The sequence below is a fragment of the Micromonospora sp. CA-246542 genome (genome assembly GCF_050942905.1).
In the GTDB taxonomy this organism is placed as follows: Bacteria; Actinomycetota; Actinomycetes; order Mycobacteriales; family Micromonosporaceae; genus Micromonospora.
This window is the reverse complement of record NZ_CP192040.1, coordinates 1396694-1414196: the sequence shown is the minus strand read 5'-3', so window position 1 is coordinate 1414196 and position 17503 is coordinate 1396694. Positions and strand designations below refer to the sequence as shown.

The following is a 17503-nucleotide window of genomic DNA, read 5'->3' as shown; positions in this document are numbered from 1 at the left end:
GCTCGCTGGCGCGGTCAGCGCAGGGCGAGGGCGGCCAGGGCCGCGTTGACGATGCTGCCGGGGAGCAGGTCGTGCAGCTCGTACAGGTCGGCCACGCTGCCGGACTGGCCGAACTCGTCCACCCCGAGCGGCACCGCCGGCGCGCCGAGCGCCGACCCGAGCCAGGCCATGGCGTGCGAGGCCGCGTCGTGCACGGTCACCACCGGCACCCGGTCGGCGAACGCGGACCGCAGGGCGCCGGGCACGCTCGGCACGGTGGCGGTGCGTACGCCCTGTCGCAGGGTGCGCTGCCAGGCCCGGTAGAGCCGGTCGAGGCTGGTCACGTCCACCACGTGCGCGGCGATGCCCTCCTCGGCCAGTTCGGCGGCGGCGGCCAACACCTCGGGCAGCACCGCGCCGGAACCGGCGAGCTGCACCACCGGCGCGTCGGCCAGGTGTGGGTACGCCTGGTGCGCGTCGACGAGCCGGTACGCCCCGGCGACCACCTGCCGGCGCAGCACCGCGTCACCGAGCCGGGCCCGGGCCGCCTCGAACGGCGTCTGGTCCAGCGGACGGGTACTGAGGCGGAAGTAGTACGCGCCGTCCTCCGCGGGGGCGGCGGTCGCGGCCGGGGTCGCCCCGCCGGCGATCTGCCCCAGCGCGTCGCAGAGCAGCCAGTCGAGGCTGCCCGCGTACGCCGGCTCGACGAACGTGACCCCGGGCAGCTCCAAGCCGACCGACGCGGTGATCGTGGACTGGTGGGCGCCGCCCTCGGGGGCCAGGGTGATACCGGACGGCGTGCCGGCCACCACGAACCGCGAACCGGAGTACGTGCCGTAGAGGAACGCGTCGAGGCCCCGCAGCACGAACGGGTCGTAGACCGTGCCCACCGGCAGCAGCGGCTGACCGGACAGGTCCCAGGAGAGGCCGAGCTGACCGAGCAGCAGGAACAGGTTCATCTCCGAGATGCCCAGCTCGATGTGCTGCCCGGTCGGGCTCTCGGTCCAGCGCAGCATCCGGTCCTCGGTCCAGGAACGCTGCTCGGTGGGGGCGAACACGCCGGTCTTGTTGATGAACCCGGCGAGGTTGGTGGAGGTGGCCACGTCCGGGGCGGTGGTGACCAGGTAACGGCCGACCTCCCGGTCCCGCGCCAGGTCCACCAGCACCCGACCGAACACCTCCTGGGTGGAGATGGGCTTGTTGGCGCGTACTCCCGTGCTCTCCGGAACGGTGACCCCCAGCGCGCGCTCGCGCGGCGCGCGGGACAGCGCCTCCCGGCGGGCGCCGGCCCGGACGCCGGCCGGGGACGCCGGGTCGAGGCGGTCCCACTCGGTCTCGGCGGTCAACCCGTGCGCGGCGCGCAGCGTGTCGACCTGCTCGGTGCTGAGCAACGCGGAATGGTTACGCGGGTTGCCGGCGATGGGCAACCCCCAACCCTTGACGGTGTACGCGAAGACGACGCTCGGCCGGTCGGTCACCGCGTCGCACTGGGCGTAGGCGTCGAGCATCGCCTGAAGGTCGTGCCCGCCCAGGTCGGTGACGAGCGGGCCGAGGTCCTCGTCGGTGATGCCCTCGATCAGCTCGGCGATGCCGGCCGGCGCGCCGTCCAGGAACTGCTTGCGCAACGTGTCGCCGGCCAGCCCGAACAGCGACTGGTACTGCTCGTTGGGCATCGCGTCGATCCAGTCGCGCAGCGCCCCGCCGCCCGGCCGGGCGTACGCCTCGGCGAGCCGACGGCCGTACTTGACCTCCACGACGTGCCACCCGGCCGCCTCGAACTGCCCCCGCCACTGGTTGATCCGGATGCCGGGCACCACCCGGTCCAGCGACTGCCGGTTGAAGTCGACGAGCCACATGACGTTGCCCAGCCCGGTGGTGGCCGGGTCGGCGACCGCCTCCCAGATGTTGCCCTCGTCCAGCTCGGCGTCGCCGATCAGCGCCACGAACCGGGAGTGCGGCCGGGCGCCGAAGTGCGCGTCGACGTACCGGCGGGTGGCGGCGGCGAAGAGCGGCGCCGCCGCGCCCAGACCGACCGACCCGGTGGAGAAGTCCACCTCGTCGGGATCCTTGGTGCGCGACGGGTACGACTGGAGGCCACCCCGTGCCCGCAGCCGGGGCAGGTACGACCGGTCCAGGTTGCCGAGCAGGTACTGGATGGCGTGGAACACCGGGGAGGCGTGCGGCTTGACGGCCACCCGGTCCTCGGCGTCCAGGTGGGCGAACCAGAGCGCGGTCATCGCCGTGACGAGCGAGGCGCTGGACGCCTGGTGGCCGCCGACCTTCACCCCGTCGCCGGTGGCCCGGTCGTGGTTGGCGGCGTCCACGATCCGGGTGGCGAGCCAGAGCACCCGCCGCTGGATCTCGTCGAGGACGTCAAGGTCGTGCTCGTTCACGGTGCTCCATTCAGGCGTCGCCGTTGACGCCGCAGCAAAGGGGTGCAGAGGGATGCAAGGAAGGGCCCCTTCCTAACGCCTGGTGCATAGGAGGGGGCCCTTCCTGACAACGGGTCAGCCCTGGACGCCCAGGCGCTCCAGGATCAGCGTGCGGACGGCGGCGGCGTCGGCCTGACCACGGGTCGACTTCATCACCGCGCCGACGAGCGCGCCGGCCGCCGCGACCTTGCCGCTGCGGATCTTGTCGGCGATGCCCGGGTTGGCGGCGATGGCCTCGTCCACGGCGGCGGTGAGCGCGCCGGTGTCCGAGACGACCTCCAGGCCACGGTTGGTCATGATCTCGGTGGGCGAGCCCTCACCGTCGACCACGCCCTCCAGCACCGTGCGGGCCATCTTGTCGTTGAGCTTGCCGGCGTCGACCAGGCCCTGCAGCTCGGCAACCTGCGCCGGGGTCGCGCCGATGTCGGCCAACTCCACACCACTCTCGTTGGCCCGGCGGGACAACTCGCCCAACCACCACTTGCGGGCCGCCGCCGGCGTGGTGCCGGCGGCCACGGTGGCCTCGATCAGCTCGACCGCGCCGGCGTTGAGCACCGACTGCATGTCCAGGTCGGACAGGCCCCACTGCTGCTGAAGCCGACGCCGGTGCACCCGGGGCAGCTCCGGCAGGGCGGCCTTCAGCTCAGCGACCCAGGCCGGGTCCGGTGCGACCGGCACCAGGTCCGGCTCCGGGAAGTACCGGTAGTCGGTCGCCGTCTCCTTCGAGCGACCCGGGGTGGTGTCACCGGTGTCCTCGTGGAAGTGGCGCGTCTCCTGGGTGATCCGGCCGCCCGCGTCGAGCACCGACGCCTGCCGCAACATCTCCGAGCGGACCGCCCGCTCCACCGACCGCAGCGAGTTGACGTTCTTCGTCTCGGTACGGGTGCCCCACTCCTGCCCCGGCAGGTTGAGCGAGGTGTTCACGTCGCAGCGCAGCGAACCCTCCTCCATCCGCACGTCCGAGACGCCGAGGGTACGGATCACGTCGCGCAGCTCGGCGACGTACGCCCGGGCCACGTCGGGGGCGAGCGCGGCGGTGCCCGTGACCGGCTTGGTGACGATCTCGACCAGCGGGATGCCGGCCCGGTTGTAGTCGACGAGCGACTCCGTCGCGCCGTGGATCCGCCCGGTGGCGCCGCCGACGTGCAGCGTCTTGCCGGTGTCCTCCTCCAGGTGCACCCGCTCGATCTCGATCCGGACGGTCTCGCCGTTCACCTCGACGTCCAGGTAACCATCGACGCAGATCGGCTCGTCGTACTGGCTGATCTGGAAGTTCTTCGGCATGTCCGGATAGAAGTAGTTCTTCCGGGCGAACCGGCACCACTCGGCGATCGAGCAGTTCAACGCCAGACCGATCCGGATGATCGCCTCGATGGCGGCCTTGTTGGCCACCGGCAGCGACCCGGGCAGGCCCAGGCACACCGGGCAGACCCGGGTGTTCGGCTCGCCGCCGAAGTCGGTCGGGCAGCCGCACCACATCTTGGTGTTCGTGCCCAACTCGACGTGGGTCTCCAGGCCGATCACCGGTTCGTAGCGCGCGACGACCTCGTCGTACGCGGGCAGCGTCGTCGTCATCTGGGCTCCTGCCTCACAGTGCCGGTGGGGTGAACGTGCCGACCGCAGACTCCAGCGCGGCCGCGACCCGGTACATCCGGTCGTCGGCCATCGTCGGGGCCATCACCTGCAGGCCCACGGGCAGCCCCTCGGAGAGACCACAGGGCACCGAGATGCCCGGCCCGCCGTACAGGTTGGTCGGAATGGTGAACAGGTCGGCCAGGTACATCTGGTACGGGTCGGCGGTGCGCGCGCCGATCGGGAACGCCGTGAACGGGGTGGTCGGCGAGATCAGCGCGTCGACCCGCTCGAACGCGGCGGTGAAGTCCCGCGTGATCAGCGTACGGACCTTCTGCGCCTGCCCGTAGTACGCGTCGTAGTAGCCCGACGACAGCGCGTACGTCCCGATCATGATCCGGCGCTTCACCTCGGGGCCGAAGCCGGCCTCGCGGGTCAGCGACATGACCTCCTCCAGCGAGCGGTTGCCGTCGTCACCGACCCGCAGGCCGAACCGGACGCCGTCGAACCGGGCCAGGTTGGAGGAGCACTCGCTCGGGGCGATCAGGTAGTACGCCGGCAGCGCGTACGCGAACGTCGGGCAGGAGATCTCGACGACCTCGGCGCCCATCTTGGTCAGCGCGTCCACCGACTCGCGGAACGCCGTCATCACGCCCGGCTCGGCGCCCTCGCCGACGAACTCGCTGACGATGCCGAGCCGTACGCCGGTCAGGTCGCCGGTCGCGCCGAGCTTCGCCGCCGCCACCACGTCCGGTACGGGCTGCGGGATCGAGGTCGAGTCGCGCGGGTCGTGCCCGCCGATCACCTGGTGCAGCAGGGCGGCGTCGAGCACGTTACGGGCGCACGGGCCGGGGGTGTCCAGCGACGAGGAGAACGCCACCAGGCCGTACCGGGAGGTCCCGCCGTAGGTGGGCTTCGCCCCGACGGTGCCGGTGACCGCGCCGGGCTGGCGGATCGAGCCACCGGTGTCCGAGCCGATCGCCAGCGGCGCCTCGTAGGCGGCCAGCGCGGCGGCGCTGCCACCACCCGAACCACCCGGGATGCGGCTCAGGTCCCACGGGTTGTGCGTCGGGCCGTACGCCGAGTACTCGGTGGAGGAGCCCATCGCGAACTCGTCCATGTTCGTCTTGCCCAGCATCACCGTGCCGGCGTCGCGCAGTCGCTGCACGATCGTCGCGTCGTACGGCGGGCGCCAGCCTTCGAGGATCTTCGAGCCGACGGTGGTCGGCACGCCACGGGTGGCGAGCACGTCCTTCACCGCGACCGGCACGCCCGCGAGCGGGCCCAACTCCTCGCCGGCGGTCCGGCGCTCGTCCACGGCCCGGGCGGCGGCGAGCGCGCCCTCGCTGTCCACGTGCAGGAACGCGTGCACCCGGTCGTCGACCGCGGCGATCCGGTCCAGGTGCGCCTGGGTCACCTCGACGGCGGAGATCTCCCCGCCGGCGACCAGGGCGGCGATCTCCGTCGCGGTCATTTTGGTCAAATCGCTCATGACGCCACGTCCTCGCTCAGAATCCGGGGTACGCGGAACCGCTGCTCCTCGGCGTCGGGCGCACCGGACAGCACCTCCTCGGGGGTCAGGCACGGCGTGACGACGTCCTCGCGGAAGACGTTTGTCAGCGGCACCGAGTGTGAGGTCGGCGGGATGTCCGCGGCGGCGACCTCGCCGACCTGGGCGACCGCCTGGAGGATCACGTCGAGCTGGCCGGCGAACGTGTCCAGCTCCTCCTCGGTGACGGCGAGCCGCGACAGGCGCGCCAGGTGCGCGACCTCCTCGCGGGAGATGGCGGCCATCCGTGCCCCCTTCTGATGTCCTGCTGGTCGGGCGGTGTGCCGGCCGCGCGACGGGTGCAGAGTGACGCGCGGTGACCGGAGCGAGTCTATTGTTCCGCGCCCCGCGCCGGCTGCTCGGGTGGGTCAGCGCGTCAGCCGGCGGCCGGAGTCCGTCTCCGGGCCGCCGCTGGGGCGCACCGGCCGGTAGCGGGCCAGCCACGTGACCAACTCCTCGGCGGGCATCGGACGGGCGTAGAACCACCCCTGGGCCGCGTCGCAGCCGGCCGCGTAGAGCATCCGCCAGGTCCGCTCGTCCTCCACACCCTCCGCGACCACCCGCAGGCCCAACGCCCCCGCCAGCTCGATCGTCGAGCGGACGATCGCCGCGTCGTCGGCGTCCTCGGCCATGCCCAGCACGAACGAGCGGTCCACCTTCACCTCGGACAGCGGCAGCCGGCGCAGGTGCTGCAAGGACGAGTAGCCGGTGCCGAAGTCGTCGAGGGCGATGGCCACCCCGATCTGGTGCAACCGGGTGATCGTCGCCAGCACCCGGCGCGGATCGGCCATCAGGGCGCCCTCGGTGATCTCCAGTTGCAGCCGCTCGGCCGGCACCCCGTAGCGGGCCAGCCGATCGGCGATCTGGTCGGCGATCTCGCCGGTGTGCAGGTCGCGCACGCTCACGTTGAGCGCCGCGCGCAGCCCGATGCCGGCCGCCGACCACTTGGCGAGCTGCTCCACCACGTCGTCCACGACCCGGCGGGTGAGCAGCCGCATCACCGCGCTCTGCTCGGCGACCCGGATCAGCTCCTCCGGGTCGACCATGCCCCGGCGGGGATGCCGCCAACGCAGCAGCGCCTCGACGCCGACCACCTCGCCCGTCGCGATGGCGATCTGCGGTTGGTAGTACATGGTGATCTCACCGGCGTCGTCGACCGGCTCACCGTCGCGTGCCCACCCGGTCGGCCCGATCGTCGGCCCGATCGTCCGACCGCCCGTAGCGGACCCGCCGTCGCGCCCCGGACGGCGGTCGCCCGCCGCCGACGGCGCACCACCGTTCGGCGAGCGCCGCCCGTGGCCGCCGGCACGCCGGTCCCGGCTCGGGCCGGGACGGGTACCGGGAATCGTCGCGCGGCTGTTGCGGCCCCGGATCGGATCGGCCCCGGTGGCGATCCGATTGATCAACTCATCGGCGTGCGCCACCTCGTCGCCGGCACGCCGACGGCGACCCCACCACCGCCCGCCGGTCACCGGCGGCAGGGCGATCACCGGCGCGGCCCCGGCCGGCAGCGCGGCGCCGTCACCGCCGCGCACCTCGGCCTCCACCGCGAGGGGTACGTCTGCCGTCCGCTCCGAACCACCCCGCTCGGCGTGCCGGGCAGGCGCGGCCTCGCCCGCTGGTACGACCTCCGCGGCGTCCACGGCGTGCCCCGCCTCGACGGCGTGCGCCGCCTCGACGGCGTGGCTCGCGTCGCCCGGGTGGCTCCCGTCGGCCGCGTGGCTCGCGTCGGCCGCGTGGCTCCCGTCGGCCGCGTGGCTCGCGTCGGCCGCGTCATCCGCCTCGGCGGCGGGTGAGCCGGATTCGAGCACCCGTCGGAGGTCGGCGAGGAGCCCGAGACGCTCGGCCGAGTTGTGGTCGGACTCCGGGGCGTACACGGCGACCGTGTCGTTACGGTGCTTGGCGTCGTACATTGCCACGTCCGCGTGCCGCATCAGGGTGGCGAAGTCCTCACCGTGCTCGGGGAAGAGGGCGATCCCGATGGAGCCGCCGACGTCGAGCGGCAACCCGTCCAACGGCACCGGCTCGGCCAACGCCCCGACCACCCGGTCGGCCAGCTCACGCGCCTCACCGACGTCGGACAGCCCGGTCATCACGATGGCGAACTCGTCCCCACCCAGCCGGGCGATCATCTGCGGTCGGGGCTCCACGTCCGCGAGTCGGGCACTGACCTCGACCAGCAGCCGGTCCCCCACCGCGTGCCCGAGCGCGTCGTTGACGTTCTTGAAGCGGTCCAGGTCGATGAGCAGCAGCGCCAGATGTCCACCGGGCTCGCCGCGGGCGGTCCGCTCGGCGTGCAGGTGGACCTGCTCCGCCACCTCGGCCAGCAGCGCCTTGCGGTTCGGCAGCCCGGTCAGCGGGTCGGCGGCGGCGAGGTGCTGCTGTTCGACGGTCAACCGGGCCATCCGGTACACGGCGAAGAGCGGCACCAGCACCAGCGGGATCAGCGCCGCACTGAGCCGGGCGGCGGCGACGAGCACCGGCGCGAGCAGCAGCAGCGAGCCGGTGGAGAGCAGTTCGAAACCGACGCCCTGGCGGACGGTGGGCCACCAGCGACCGCCGAAACGCAGTCGTACGGCCCAGCTCACCAACCCGTAGTTCACCGAGAACCAGGCGAGCGTCGCGCCGCCGACGGCGACCACGTCGGTCCAGTGCAGGCGTCCCCCGGAGAAGATGGTGCCCGGCCCGAGCTGGACGACCCCGTACGCGGCGGCGAGCGCGCAGGCGTACTGGCCGACGTTGAACGCCGTCCGCCAGGCGGCGTTGCCCATCCGCCAGCCGGAGACGATCACTCCGAGGGCCTGCACCGCCACCGCCGGGCCGAGCCCCCAACCGAGCAGGATCGCGAAGGTGAAACAGGTGGACGGGAAGACCGCCGAGGTCTGCCGTCGCCCGGGTGGGACGAACGGGCGCGCGTCGCAGATCACCGCGAGCGCGGCCATCGTCCAGAACGCCACCGGCAGCCGGGACAGCTCCCCGGGAAGCGTCGCGAGTGGACCGGCGGCGGTCAGCGCCGCCACCACCAGGATGCCGACGACGAAGGTGGCGAACGGCGCCACCCGCCCAGGTGGGAGGGAGTTGCGCGGGTCGGCGACCTCCATCACACCTCCCGAGGAACCGTCGACGTGTCGGTGAGCACGCCGTGACCCAATGAAACGCCCTCGGCCCCAAGTTTCCCGGTACGACAGTCACGAATCGGTAGTAGTCGTAATTAAGTTGGTATACGCGGCGGCCAATCTCGGCGACGTGGCGGCGTCAGCCCTCGACTCGGGCGACCTCCCGCGCGGCGTCCGGACCCGCGTCCAGCAGCAGCCGGAACCCGTCCTCGTCCAGCACCGGCACCTTGAGGCTGGCGGCCTTGTCGGCCTTGGAACCCGGGTTGTCCCCCACGACGACGAAGCTCGTCTTCTTGGAGACCGACCCGCTGACCTTGCCGCCCCGGGTCTGCACGGCCTCGGCGGCCTGGTCCCGGGAGAAGCCGGCGAGGGTGCCGGTCACCACGACGGTCAGCCCTTCCAGCGGACGCGGGCCCTCGTCGACCGCCTCCTCGGCCATCCGTACGCCCGCGTCGGCCCACTTGCGGACCACCTCGCGGTGCCAGTCGACGGCGAACCACTCCCGGATACTGGCCGCGATGGTCGGTCCGACGCCGTCGACCGAGGACAGCTCCTCCTCGCTGGCCGCGTCGATGGCCTCCATGGATCGGAAGTGCCGGGCAAGCGCCTGTGCGGCGGTGGGGCCGACGTGCCGGATGGAGAGCGCCACCAGCACCCGCCACAGGTCACGTTCCCGAGCGACGGCCAGGTTGTCGAGCAGCTTGACCGCGTTGCTGCCGAGACTGCCGTCCTTGTTGACGAAGAACGGCGACCGGGACAGTTGGTCGGCGTCGAGCTGGAAGAGGTCACCCTCGTCGGCGATGATCTCCGCATCGAGCAGCGCCCCCGCGCCCTTGTAGCCGAGCACCTCGATGTCGAACGCGCCACGGCCGGCGAGGTGGAACACCCGCTCGCGGAGTTGGGCCGGGCAGCTGCGGGTGTTGGGGCACCGGATGTCGACGTCGCCCTCCTTGGAGGGCGCGAGCGGGGTGCCGCAGGACGGACAGGTGGTCGGCATGACGAACGGGCGGGCGTCGGCGGGCCGCAGGTCGACCACCGGACCGAGCACCTCGGGGATCACGTCGCCGGCTTTGCGCAGCACCACCGTGTCGCCGATCAGCACACCCTTGCGCTCCACCTCGCGGGCGTTGTGCAGGGTGGCGAGCGCGACCGTGGAGCCGGCCACTCGCACCGGCTCGAGCACGGCGAACGGGGTGACCCGACCGGTACGCCCCACGTTGACATCGATGTCGAGGAGCTTGGTGGTGACCTCCTCCGGCGGGTACTTGAAGGCGATCGCCCAGCGCGGGGCTCGACTGGTCGAGCCCAGACGGCCCTGGATGGAGACCGGGTCGACCTTGACCACCACACCGTCGATCTCGTGCTCGACGTCGTGCCGGTGCTCGGCGTAGTAGGCGATGTATTCCGCGACGCCGGACAGGTCGGGCACGACCCGCCACCGGTCACTGGTCGGCAGCCCCCACGCCTTCAGCGCCGCGTACGACTCGGACTGCGCGGCGGGCTGGAACCCCCGACGCGCGCCGATGCCGTGCACCACGAGACGCAGCGGCCGGGAGGCGGTGACCCGCGGATCCTTCTGCCGCAGGCTGCCGGCAGCGGCGTTGCGCGGGTTGGCGAACGGTGCGCGCCCCTGCTCGACCAGGCCCGCGTTGAGGTCGGCGAACGCGGCGACCGGGAAGTAGATCTCGCCCCGGACCTCCAGCAGCTCGGGGATCGTCGGGAACCCGGCGGACGGCGTGAGCTGGCCGGGCACATCCCGGATGCTGCGCACGTTGGCGGTGACGTCCTCGCCGGTGCGGCCGTCGCCCCGGGTGGCGGCCCGAACCAGCCGCCCGGCCTCGTACGTCAGATTGATCGCCAGACCGTCGACCTTCAACTCGCAGAGGTAGGGCACCGGCCCGCCGGCGTCCCGTTCGACCCGCTCGGCCCAGGCCGCCAGCTCCTCGTCGGCGAAGGCGTTGTCGAGCGAGAGCATCCGCTCGGCGTGCGTGACCGGGGTGAAGTCGGTGGAAAACGTGCCGCCCACCCGCTGGGTCGGCGAATCCGGCGTACGCAGCGCGGGAAACTCCTGCTCCAACGCCTCCAGCTCGCGCAGCTGCTTGTCGAACTCGGCGTCGGTGATGATCGGCGAATCAAGCACGTAGTAGCGGTACTGATGCTCGGTCAGCTCGCCACTCAGCGTGGCGTGCCGCTCCCGCGCCTGCGGCGTCGGCTCCGCGCCGGCCGCCGCCTCCTGAGCCGGGCTGACCTGCTGACCGATCTGCTCCTCGGACACCCCGCCACCTTCGGACACGCCTGCGACCTCCCTGATCACGCTACTAAGGCACGGTATCGGTCCGGGCTGACAATCCGCCGCCCACCCGCGCCGACGGTGACGCCCCGCGCTCCCGGTCCCGGGCCCCGCTGCGCCTCGCCGCCGAACCCCCGCGACTTTGATCAACTCCAGATCGCCGATGTCGGGGTGTCCCGCCGCCCAGATGCCCCCACATCGGCGATGTGGAGTGGATCAAGGCCCGCCGTACCCCCGGGGACCCGGCGGGACCGTGCGCGCAACCCGGCCGGGGGTGCCGCCAGCGGGGTGAACGCCGGCCTCGCGGGGACCCCGGCAGCCCCAGCGGCGGTGCCCCCGCGAGGCGGAGGCGGGCCCGTCGCCAACCTCCCGGCGATCTTGCAGTTTCGGTCGTCGATACGGGTGGGATGCCCGGAATGTCGCAGCAGAAAGTGCAAGATCGGCGCGGGTGCGGGCGGGCCGGCGCGCGGGCGGGCGGGCCGGCGCGCGGGCCGGCGCGCGGGCGGACGGGCCGGCGCGCGGGCCGGCGCGCGGGCGGACGCGCGGGCGGGAGGGGGATGGCTGCTGACCGTGGCGGTTCCGACCGCCCCGGACGGCGGGGACCCCTGCGCCACGAGCGGCGGTGTCGCCGACGGGCGGCGGGGGCGGTGACGTGCGAGGATCGCCGCACGAAGCGGCCGGCGTGCCGCGTGGGCACGGAGGTGGCGATGAACGAGACGCTGCTCTGGGCGGCGGCGATCCTGCTCGCGGTGGCCGCCGGTTGGGCGTGGAACAGTTGGCGGCACCGGGCGGCCACGCGCCGACCGTCCGACCGAACCGGTCCGGGTGCCACGACCCGCGCGGGTGGGCGTCGGCCCGGCCCTCCAAGGCCGCGCGGCACCGATCGACCGGGCGCGACGCCCCGCTCCCGTGACACCGATCGGGCGACCGACGCTCCGGCGGCGGGCGATATCTGGTGGGCCAACGTCCCGTACGCGGACGGCAGCGGCTCGAAGATCCGCCCCTGCCTGGTGCTACGCGCCGACTCGCGGGGCGCCGACGTCCTGAAGATCACCAGCCAGGACAAGAGCGACCGCGACGACCACGTCCGGATTCCCACCCGGGACTGGGATCCCGGTACCGAGCACGACAGCTACCTCAGCCTGACCGAGCCGGTCCGGATCAGCTCGGCCGACTTCGCCGACCGCGCCGGCCGCTGCGACGCCGACCTGTGGCGCAAAGTCCGCAGCCTGCGCCACCTGCCCACCAGCTGAGGCCAGCCGAGCCGAAGGCGCCCCGACCGCACGCCATGATCCACTCGACTTCCAGTAAACCGGCCTATCTACCTGTCAGTAGCACCCCGACTTCCAGGAAATCGAGTCGATCATGGGCAGCCGGGCCGGGCCAGGCCGCGCGGTCAGTCCCAGCTCTCGCCGAGGGTGGCGAGCTGCTCGGCGTACTCGATGCGCTCGGCCCATTCGGACGGCCAGGCGGCCATGCCCGCCGCCGCGCCCACGAACGTGCCGGCCAGGGCGGCGATCGAGTCGGAGTCGCCGGCGGTCCTCGCGCCCCGGGCCAGCGCCGCGACCGGGTCGTCGGCATGGCGTACGGCGCAGAACAGCGCGGTGGCGAGCGCCTCCTCGGCCACCCAACCCTGGCCGGTGGCCCGGCACGGATCGCCGCCGTCGTCCGGCGCATCCAGGGCGGTCGTCAGCCGGCGCAGCGCGGTCAGGCACTCGTCCCAACCGTGGGCGATGAACTCCTCCGGCGTGTCGACCCCCGGGCGTCGCCAGAGGTCGCCCAGCCAGTCCTGTCGGTAGACGCGGCGTTGGGCTCGCGCCCGCTCGGTGAGGATCGCGGGCAGCTCGGGCAGCGTGACGCCACCGCGCAGGGCGACGACCGCGTACGCGGTGAGTTCGCTGGCGGCCAGACCGGTCGCGTGGCCGTGGGTCAGCCCGGCCTGCAACTGGGCCAGACCGGCCATCGTGTCGAGGTCGACGTCCAACAGCCCCACGGGCGTGACGCGCATGTTCGCGCCGCAGCCCTTCGAACCGGCAACCGTCGCCTGCTGCCAGCGCAGCCCGCGATCCAGGTCGGCGCAGGCGCGTAGGCAGGTCATCCCGGGGGCGCGGTTGTTGTCCGGGCTGACCGACCAGGCCACGAAGCGGCGGCGCAGCAGCGGCTCCACCGCGTCCGGGGTGAACGTCGGGGCCTCGTGCAGCGCCCAGCCCACCGCCAGCGCCATCTGCGTGTCGTCCGTGACCAGCGCCGGGTCGCCGGTCAGCTCACGTGGGCCGGCCGGACCGTAGCGGCGTTCGATGTCGGCGACGGTCAGGAACTCGGTGGGTTTGCCCAGCGCGTCGCCGTAGGCGAGACCGAAGAGCGAACCGGAGGCGCGCAGCACGGCGGTGGAGGTCACGGCGGCCATCATGCCCGGCCGCCGCGACCGCCGTCGGGTGCGGTCAGTCCCAGCAGAGGCAGAACGGATGGCCGACCGGATCCGCGTAGACCCGGAAACCCTCGCCTTCGCCGGGCAGCCGCCGCGCACCGAGCGCGAGCGCCGCCTTCTCCGCGCTCTCGATGTCGTCCACGGTCACGTCCAGGTGGAACTGCTGCGGGCGCTCCGGGTCCGGCCAGGACGGCGTACGCAGGCCGAGCGCCCGTTGGAAGGCCAGTCGCGGCTGGTGACCGGGCGAACCACCGAGCACCACCCAGTCGTCGTCCTTGGAGGCGGCCTCGGCGAAGGGGATGCCGAGCAGCTCGGAGTAGAACGTGGCCAGCGCCCGCGGATCGGGGCAGTCGATCACCACTGAACGTAGCTGTCCAATCATGACGGTCATCCTGCCCACCGCGTACGACAGAAAAACCTCACTCCTCGGCGAACCGGCGGCCGGCGTCCCGGCAGGCCGCGAGCACCGCTCGGGCGTACTGCGGGGTGGCGCCGGCCAGGCCACACGCCGGGGTGACGACCACCTGCTGGGCGAGCTGCCGGCGGGGGAAGCCGAGGCGGTCCCAGATGTGGCGTACCCGATCGGCGATCTGCCCGGAGGTCGGTGCGCCACCGGCCGACGGCGGCCGGGTCGACGCGGCGCCGGCCAACAGCCCGAGGCCGGCGTCGATCGCCTCGCCCAGCGGATCCAGGTCCCGGACGAGATCGAGGTCGAGGGCGACCGCGACGGCCCCGGTGGAGCGGATCAGCTCCAGCGGCACGTCCGGAGCGCAGCAGTGCACCACCGTGGGTACGGCCACCGCGTCGACGACCGTGCGCAGCAGGGCCGCCGCGTCGACCGAGTCCACCGCCCGGTACGCGCCCAGCCCACTCTCGGTCGGCACCCGCCCGTCCAGCACGGTCGGCAGCGACGGCTCGTCCAGTTGCAGCAGCACCGACGCCTGGGGCAGCCGTCGCGCGACCGCCGCCACGTGCTCGCGCAACCCTTCGGCGAGCGAGCCGGTGAGGTCGCGCACGGCACCGGGGTCGCGCAGCAGCCGGCCACCGATCGGCAGCTCCAGCGCGGCGGCCAGAGTGAACGGGCCGCCGGCCTGCACCTTGATCGGGCCGGCGTACCCCTCGGCCTGCTCGGCGAGCTGGTCCAGGTCCCGCTCCATCAGGTCCCGGGCCCGGCGCAGGTCGCGGCCGGCGCGGGGGGCGACCCGCCAACGCCCGGTGTACAGCTCGACGGGCAGTTCGACCAGCAGCCCGGCGCTGCGCCCGATGAGGTCGGCTCCGGGGCCTCGGGCCGGCAGCTCGGGCAGGTGCGGCAGGTCGGGAAGCTCGCCGAGAACCACCCGCTGGGCCTCGGCGATGTCGGTGCCGGGCAGCGAACCGATACCGGTCGCCGCGCCGGCCGGCCAGGGCCACGCCTGATCTGTCACGGCCGAAGGCTATCCCGGCGCCCCTGCCGGCCGTGCGACGACCGCCCGACCTGCACGCCGCGCCAACGACCAGCAGACGTGCACGCCGATCGGCTGGGCGCCGTGCCGATCCCGACGTCGGTCGCCGGCCAGCAGCCGCCCGTTCAGCCGGCGATCGTGGCCGAGCCGAGGACGATGTCGCCGGCCGGGTCCGGTCGGTAGGCCACCAGGGCCTGGCCGGCGGCGACGCCGCGGACCGGCCGGCGCAGCTCGGCGTGCAGCGCGTCGCCGTCGAGGTCGACGGTCGCCGGCACCACGTCGCCGTGTGCGCGGAGCTGCACCTCGCACTCGACCGGCGCGTCCGGGCGGGGGCCGCCGGTCCAGACCGGGCGGACGGCGCGGACCTGGGACACCTCCAGCGCCTCGGCCGGACCGACCGTCACGGTGTTGGTCTTGGGCGTGATGGAGAGCACGTAACGCGGCCGCCCGTCCGGGGCGGGCCGGTCCAGGTGCAGGCCGCGACGCTGGCCAACCGTGTACGCGTACGCCCCGGTGTGGCTACCGACGACCGCGCCGGTGCTCGCGTCTACGACGTCGCCGGGCGCCTCGCCGAGCCGGCCGGCGAGGAAGCCACGGGTGTCACCGTCGGCGATGAAGCAGATGTCGTGTGAGTCCGGCTTGTCGGCCACCGCCAGGCCGCGCTCGGCGGCCTCCGCGCGGACCTGCGCCTTGGTCGAGTCGCCGAGCGGGAACATCGAGCGGTCCAGCTGCTCGCGGGTGAGGACCGCCAGCACGTACGACTGGTCCTTGGCGATGTCGACGCTGCGGCGCAGCAGCCCGTCCGGGCCGAGGCGGGCGTGGTGACCGGTGACCACCGCGTCGAAGCCCAGCGCGATCGCCCGGTCCAGCACCGCCGCAAACTTGATCTTCTCGTTGCAGCGCAGACACGGATTGGGCGTACGACCCGCGGCGTACTCGGCGACGAAGTCGTCCACCACGTCCTCGTGGAACCGGTCCGCCATGTCCCACACGTAGAACGGGATGCCGATCACGTCGGCGGCCCGGCGGGCATCGCGGGAATCCTCCAGGGTGCAGCAGCCGCGCGCCCCGGTCCGGTACGTCTGCGGGTTACGGGCCAACGCCAGGTGCACGCCGGTCACGTCGTGCCCGGCCGCCACCGCCCGCGCCGCCGCCACGGCCGAGTCAACCCCGCCCGACATCGCCGCCAGAACTCTCACCAGCGAACCCCCTTCCCCACCAACCCTAACCACCACCCCGAACCAACCCCCACCCCCAACCCACCCCAACCCACCACGTCCACGTCCACACCGACGCACCCACCCCCGTTGATCATGAAGTTATTGCCACGACACGCCGATCCGCAGGGCAATAACTTCATGATCAACGGGGACAGCGCCGGGGCGGGGCAGGGCCGGGGAGGGGCAGCGGGTTTAGCGGGGGGGTCGGGAGGCGGCGGCTCTTCGGGCTCGCTCCACGGCTGCGGGGAGGGCCGACACCAGGGCGTCGATCTCCGCCTGGGTGCTGGTGTGGCCGAGGGTGAAGCGCAGCGACGATCGGGCGCGGTCGTCGTCGGCACCCATCGCCAGCAGCACGTGCGAGGGCTGGGCGACGCCGGCCGAGCAGGCCGAGCCCGTCGAGCACGCGATGCCCTGGGCGTCGAGCAGGAGCAGCAGGGCATCACCCTCGCAACCCGGAAAGGAGAAGTGCGCGTTGCCGGGGAGCCGGTCGGTCGGGTCGCCGTTGTAGATCACCTCGGGCACCGCCCGGCGGACCCGCTCGATTAGGTCGTCGCGCAGGGCGGCCACCCGGGCCGCGTACTCCTGCTGGCCCTTGACCGCCCTCTCGACGGCGACCGCGAAGGCGACGATGCCGGCGGTGTCCAGCGTGCCGGAACGGACGTCGCGCTCCTGACCGCCGCCGTGCAGCAGTGGTACGGCGGCCACGTCCCGGCCGAGCAGCAGGGCGCCCACCCCGATCGGGCCGCCCAGCTTGTGACCGGTGACGGTCAGCGCGGAGGCCCCGCTGGCGGCGAAGTCGACCGGCACCTGGCCGACGGCCTGGACGGCGTCGGTGTGGAACGGCACACCGTGCTCGGCGGCGACGGCGGCCAGCTCGGCCACCGGCTGCACGGTACCGACCTCGTTGTTGGCCCACATCGCGGTGACCAGGGCCACCCGGTCGGCGTGCGCGCTGAGCTCGGCGCGCAGGTCATCCGGGTCGAGCCGGCCGTTGGAGTCCACCGGCAGCGAGCCGACCCCGGCGTTCTCGTGTTCGGCCAGCCAGTCGACCGAGTCGAGCACGGCGTGGTGTTCGACGGCGCTGGAGACCACCCGCCGACGGTCGGCGACGGCGTCCCGGCGGGCCCAGAAGATGCCCTTGACCGCCAGGTTGTCGCTCTCCGTGCCACCGCCTGTGAAGATCACTTCGGATGGCCGGGCGCCCAGCACCGCGGCCACCCGTTCGCGCGACTCCTCGACCCGGCGACGGGCACGACGACCGGCCGCGTGCAGTGAGGACGCGTTGCCGACCTCGCGGGCGGTGGCGACGTACGCCTCCAGTGCCTCGTCGAGCATGGGGGTGGTAGCCGCGTGATCCAGGTAAGCCATCACCCTTCAGCGTACGGCCGACCGGCCGGAGACCCGAGGGCGGAGTGGACTCCGCGCGACGTGCCGGGGTGTGACGGCCACCCCGGCACGCAGCGGACGCGGCCCGC

General features: G+C 73.2%; 12 protein-coding genes. 1 reads left to right on the top strand and 11 read right to left on the bottom strand.

Annotated features, from left to right (window positions below; all coding sequences use genetic code 11):
- Nucleotides 1–14: 14 nt before the first annotated feature.
- The 6 genes from ACQP0N_RS06725 to ligA form a co-directional block, all read right to left on the bottom strand.
- Nucleotides 15–2372, bottom strand: a complete 2358-nt coding sequence (locus ACQP0N_RS06725; protein WP_433118463.1) for a transketolase-like TK C-terminal-containing protein — start codon at nucleotides 2370–2372, stop codon at nucleotides 15–17.
- A 114-nt stretch (nucleotides 2373–2486) separates the two neighbouring features.
- The gene (gene gatB / locus ACQP0N_RS06720) at nucleotides 2487–3986 is read right to left on the bottom strand and encodes an Asp-tRNA(Asn)/Glu-tRNA(Gln) amidotransferase subunit GatB (RefSeq protein ID WP_433118462.1); all 1500 of its coding nucleotides are present in this window, start codon (nucleotides 3984–3986) and stop codon (nucleotides 2487–2489) included.
- A 13-nt stretch (nucleotides 3987–3999) separates the two neighbouring features.
- Entirely contained in the window at nucleotides 4000–5475 is a 1476-nt protein-coding gene (gene gatA, locus ACQP0N_RS06715) for an Asp-tRNA(Asn)/Glu-tRNA(Gln) amidotransferase subunit GatA (RefSeq protein WP_433118460.1), read from the bottom strand.
- Nucleotides 5472–5777 (bottom strand): Asp-tRNA(Asn)/Glu-tRNA(Gln) amidotransferase subunit GatC, encoded by a 306-nt coding sequence (gene gatC, locus ACQP0N_RS06710; RefSeq protein ID WP_355052147.1) that lies wholly within the window; start codon nucleotides 5775–5777, stop codon nucleotides 5472–5474. Before gatC ends, gatA begins: the two co-directional genes overlap by 4 nt.
- Nucleotides 5778–5900: 123 nt before the next feature.
- Complete coding sequence (locus ACQP0N_RS06705) at nucleotides 5901–8633, bottom strand: EAL domain-containing protein (protein ID WP_433118458.1); 2733 nt, start codon at nucleotides 8631–8633, stop codon at nucleotides 5901–5903.
- A 154-nt stretch (nucleotides 8634–8787) separates the two neighbouring features.
- Nucleotides 8788–10923, bottom strand: a complete 2136-nt coding sequence (ligA, locus tag ACQP0N_RS06700) for an NAD-dependent DNA ligase LigA (protein ID WP_433118455.1) — start codon at nucleotides 10921–10923, stop codon at nucleotides 8788–8790.
- Nucleotides 10924–11645: 722 nt separating this feature from the next.
- On the opposite strand from ligA, the gene ACQP0N_RS06695 reads away from it, so the two are divergent.
- Entirely contained in the window at nucleotides 11646–12191 is a 546-nt protein-coding gene (locus tag ACQP0N_RS06695) for a type II toxin-antitoxin system PemK/MazF family toxin (RefSeq protein WP_433118454.1), read from the top strand.
- A gap of 143 nt (nucleotides 12192–12334) precedes the next feature.
- On the opposite strand, the gene ACQP0N_RS06690 is transcribed toward ACQP0N_RS06695, so the two are convergent.
- From ACQP0N_RS06690 to ACQP0N_RS06670, 5 genes are all read right to left on the bottom strand, one after another.
- Nucleotides 12335–13348: an ADP-ribosylglycohydrolase family protein gene (locus ACQP0N_RS06690; protein WP_433118452.1), complete on the bottom strand. Its 1014-nt coding sequence runs from the start codon at nucleotides 13346–13348 to the stop codon at nucleotides 12335–12337.
- A 31-nt stretch (nucleotides 13349–13379) separates the two neighbouring features.
- Nucleotides 13380–13748: a VOC family protein gene (locus ACQP0N_RS06685; RefSeq protein ID WP_433121472.1), complete on the bottom strand. Its 369-nt coding sequence runs from the start codon at nucleotides 13746–13748 to the stop codon at nucleotides 13380–13382.
- A gap of 37 nt (nucleotides 13749–13785) precedes the next feature.
- A complete protein-coding gene (locus tag ACQP0N_RS06680) occupies nucleotides 13786–14790 on the bottom strand; it encodes a methionine synthase (RefSeq protein WP_433118449.1) in 1005 nt (334 codons plus the stop codon).
- A gap of 143 nt (nucleotides 14791–14933) precedes the next feature.
- Complete coding sequence (mnmA, locus tag ACQP0N_RS06675; protein WP_396801615.1) at nucleotides 14934–16007, bottom strand: tRNA 2-thiouridine(34) synthase MnmA; 1074 nt, start codon at nucleotides 16005–16007, stop codon at nucleotides 14934–14936.
- Nucleotides 16008–16220: 213 nt separating this feature from the next.
- A complete protein-coding gene (locus tag ACQP0N_RS06670) occupies nucleotides 16221–17396 on the bottom strand; it encodes a cysteine desulfurase family protein (RefSeq protein WP_433118446.1) in 1176 nt (391 codons plus the stop codon).
- Nucleotides 17397–17503 lie beyond the last annotated feature (107 nt).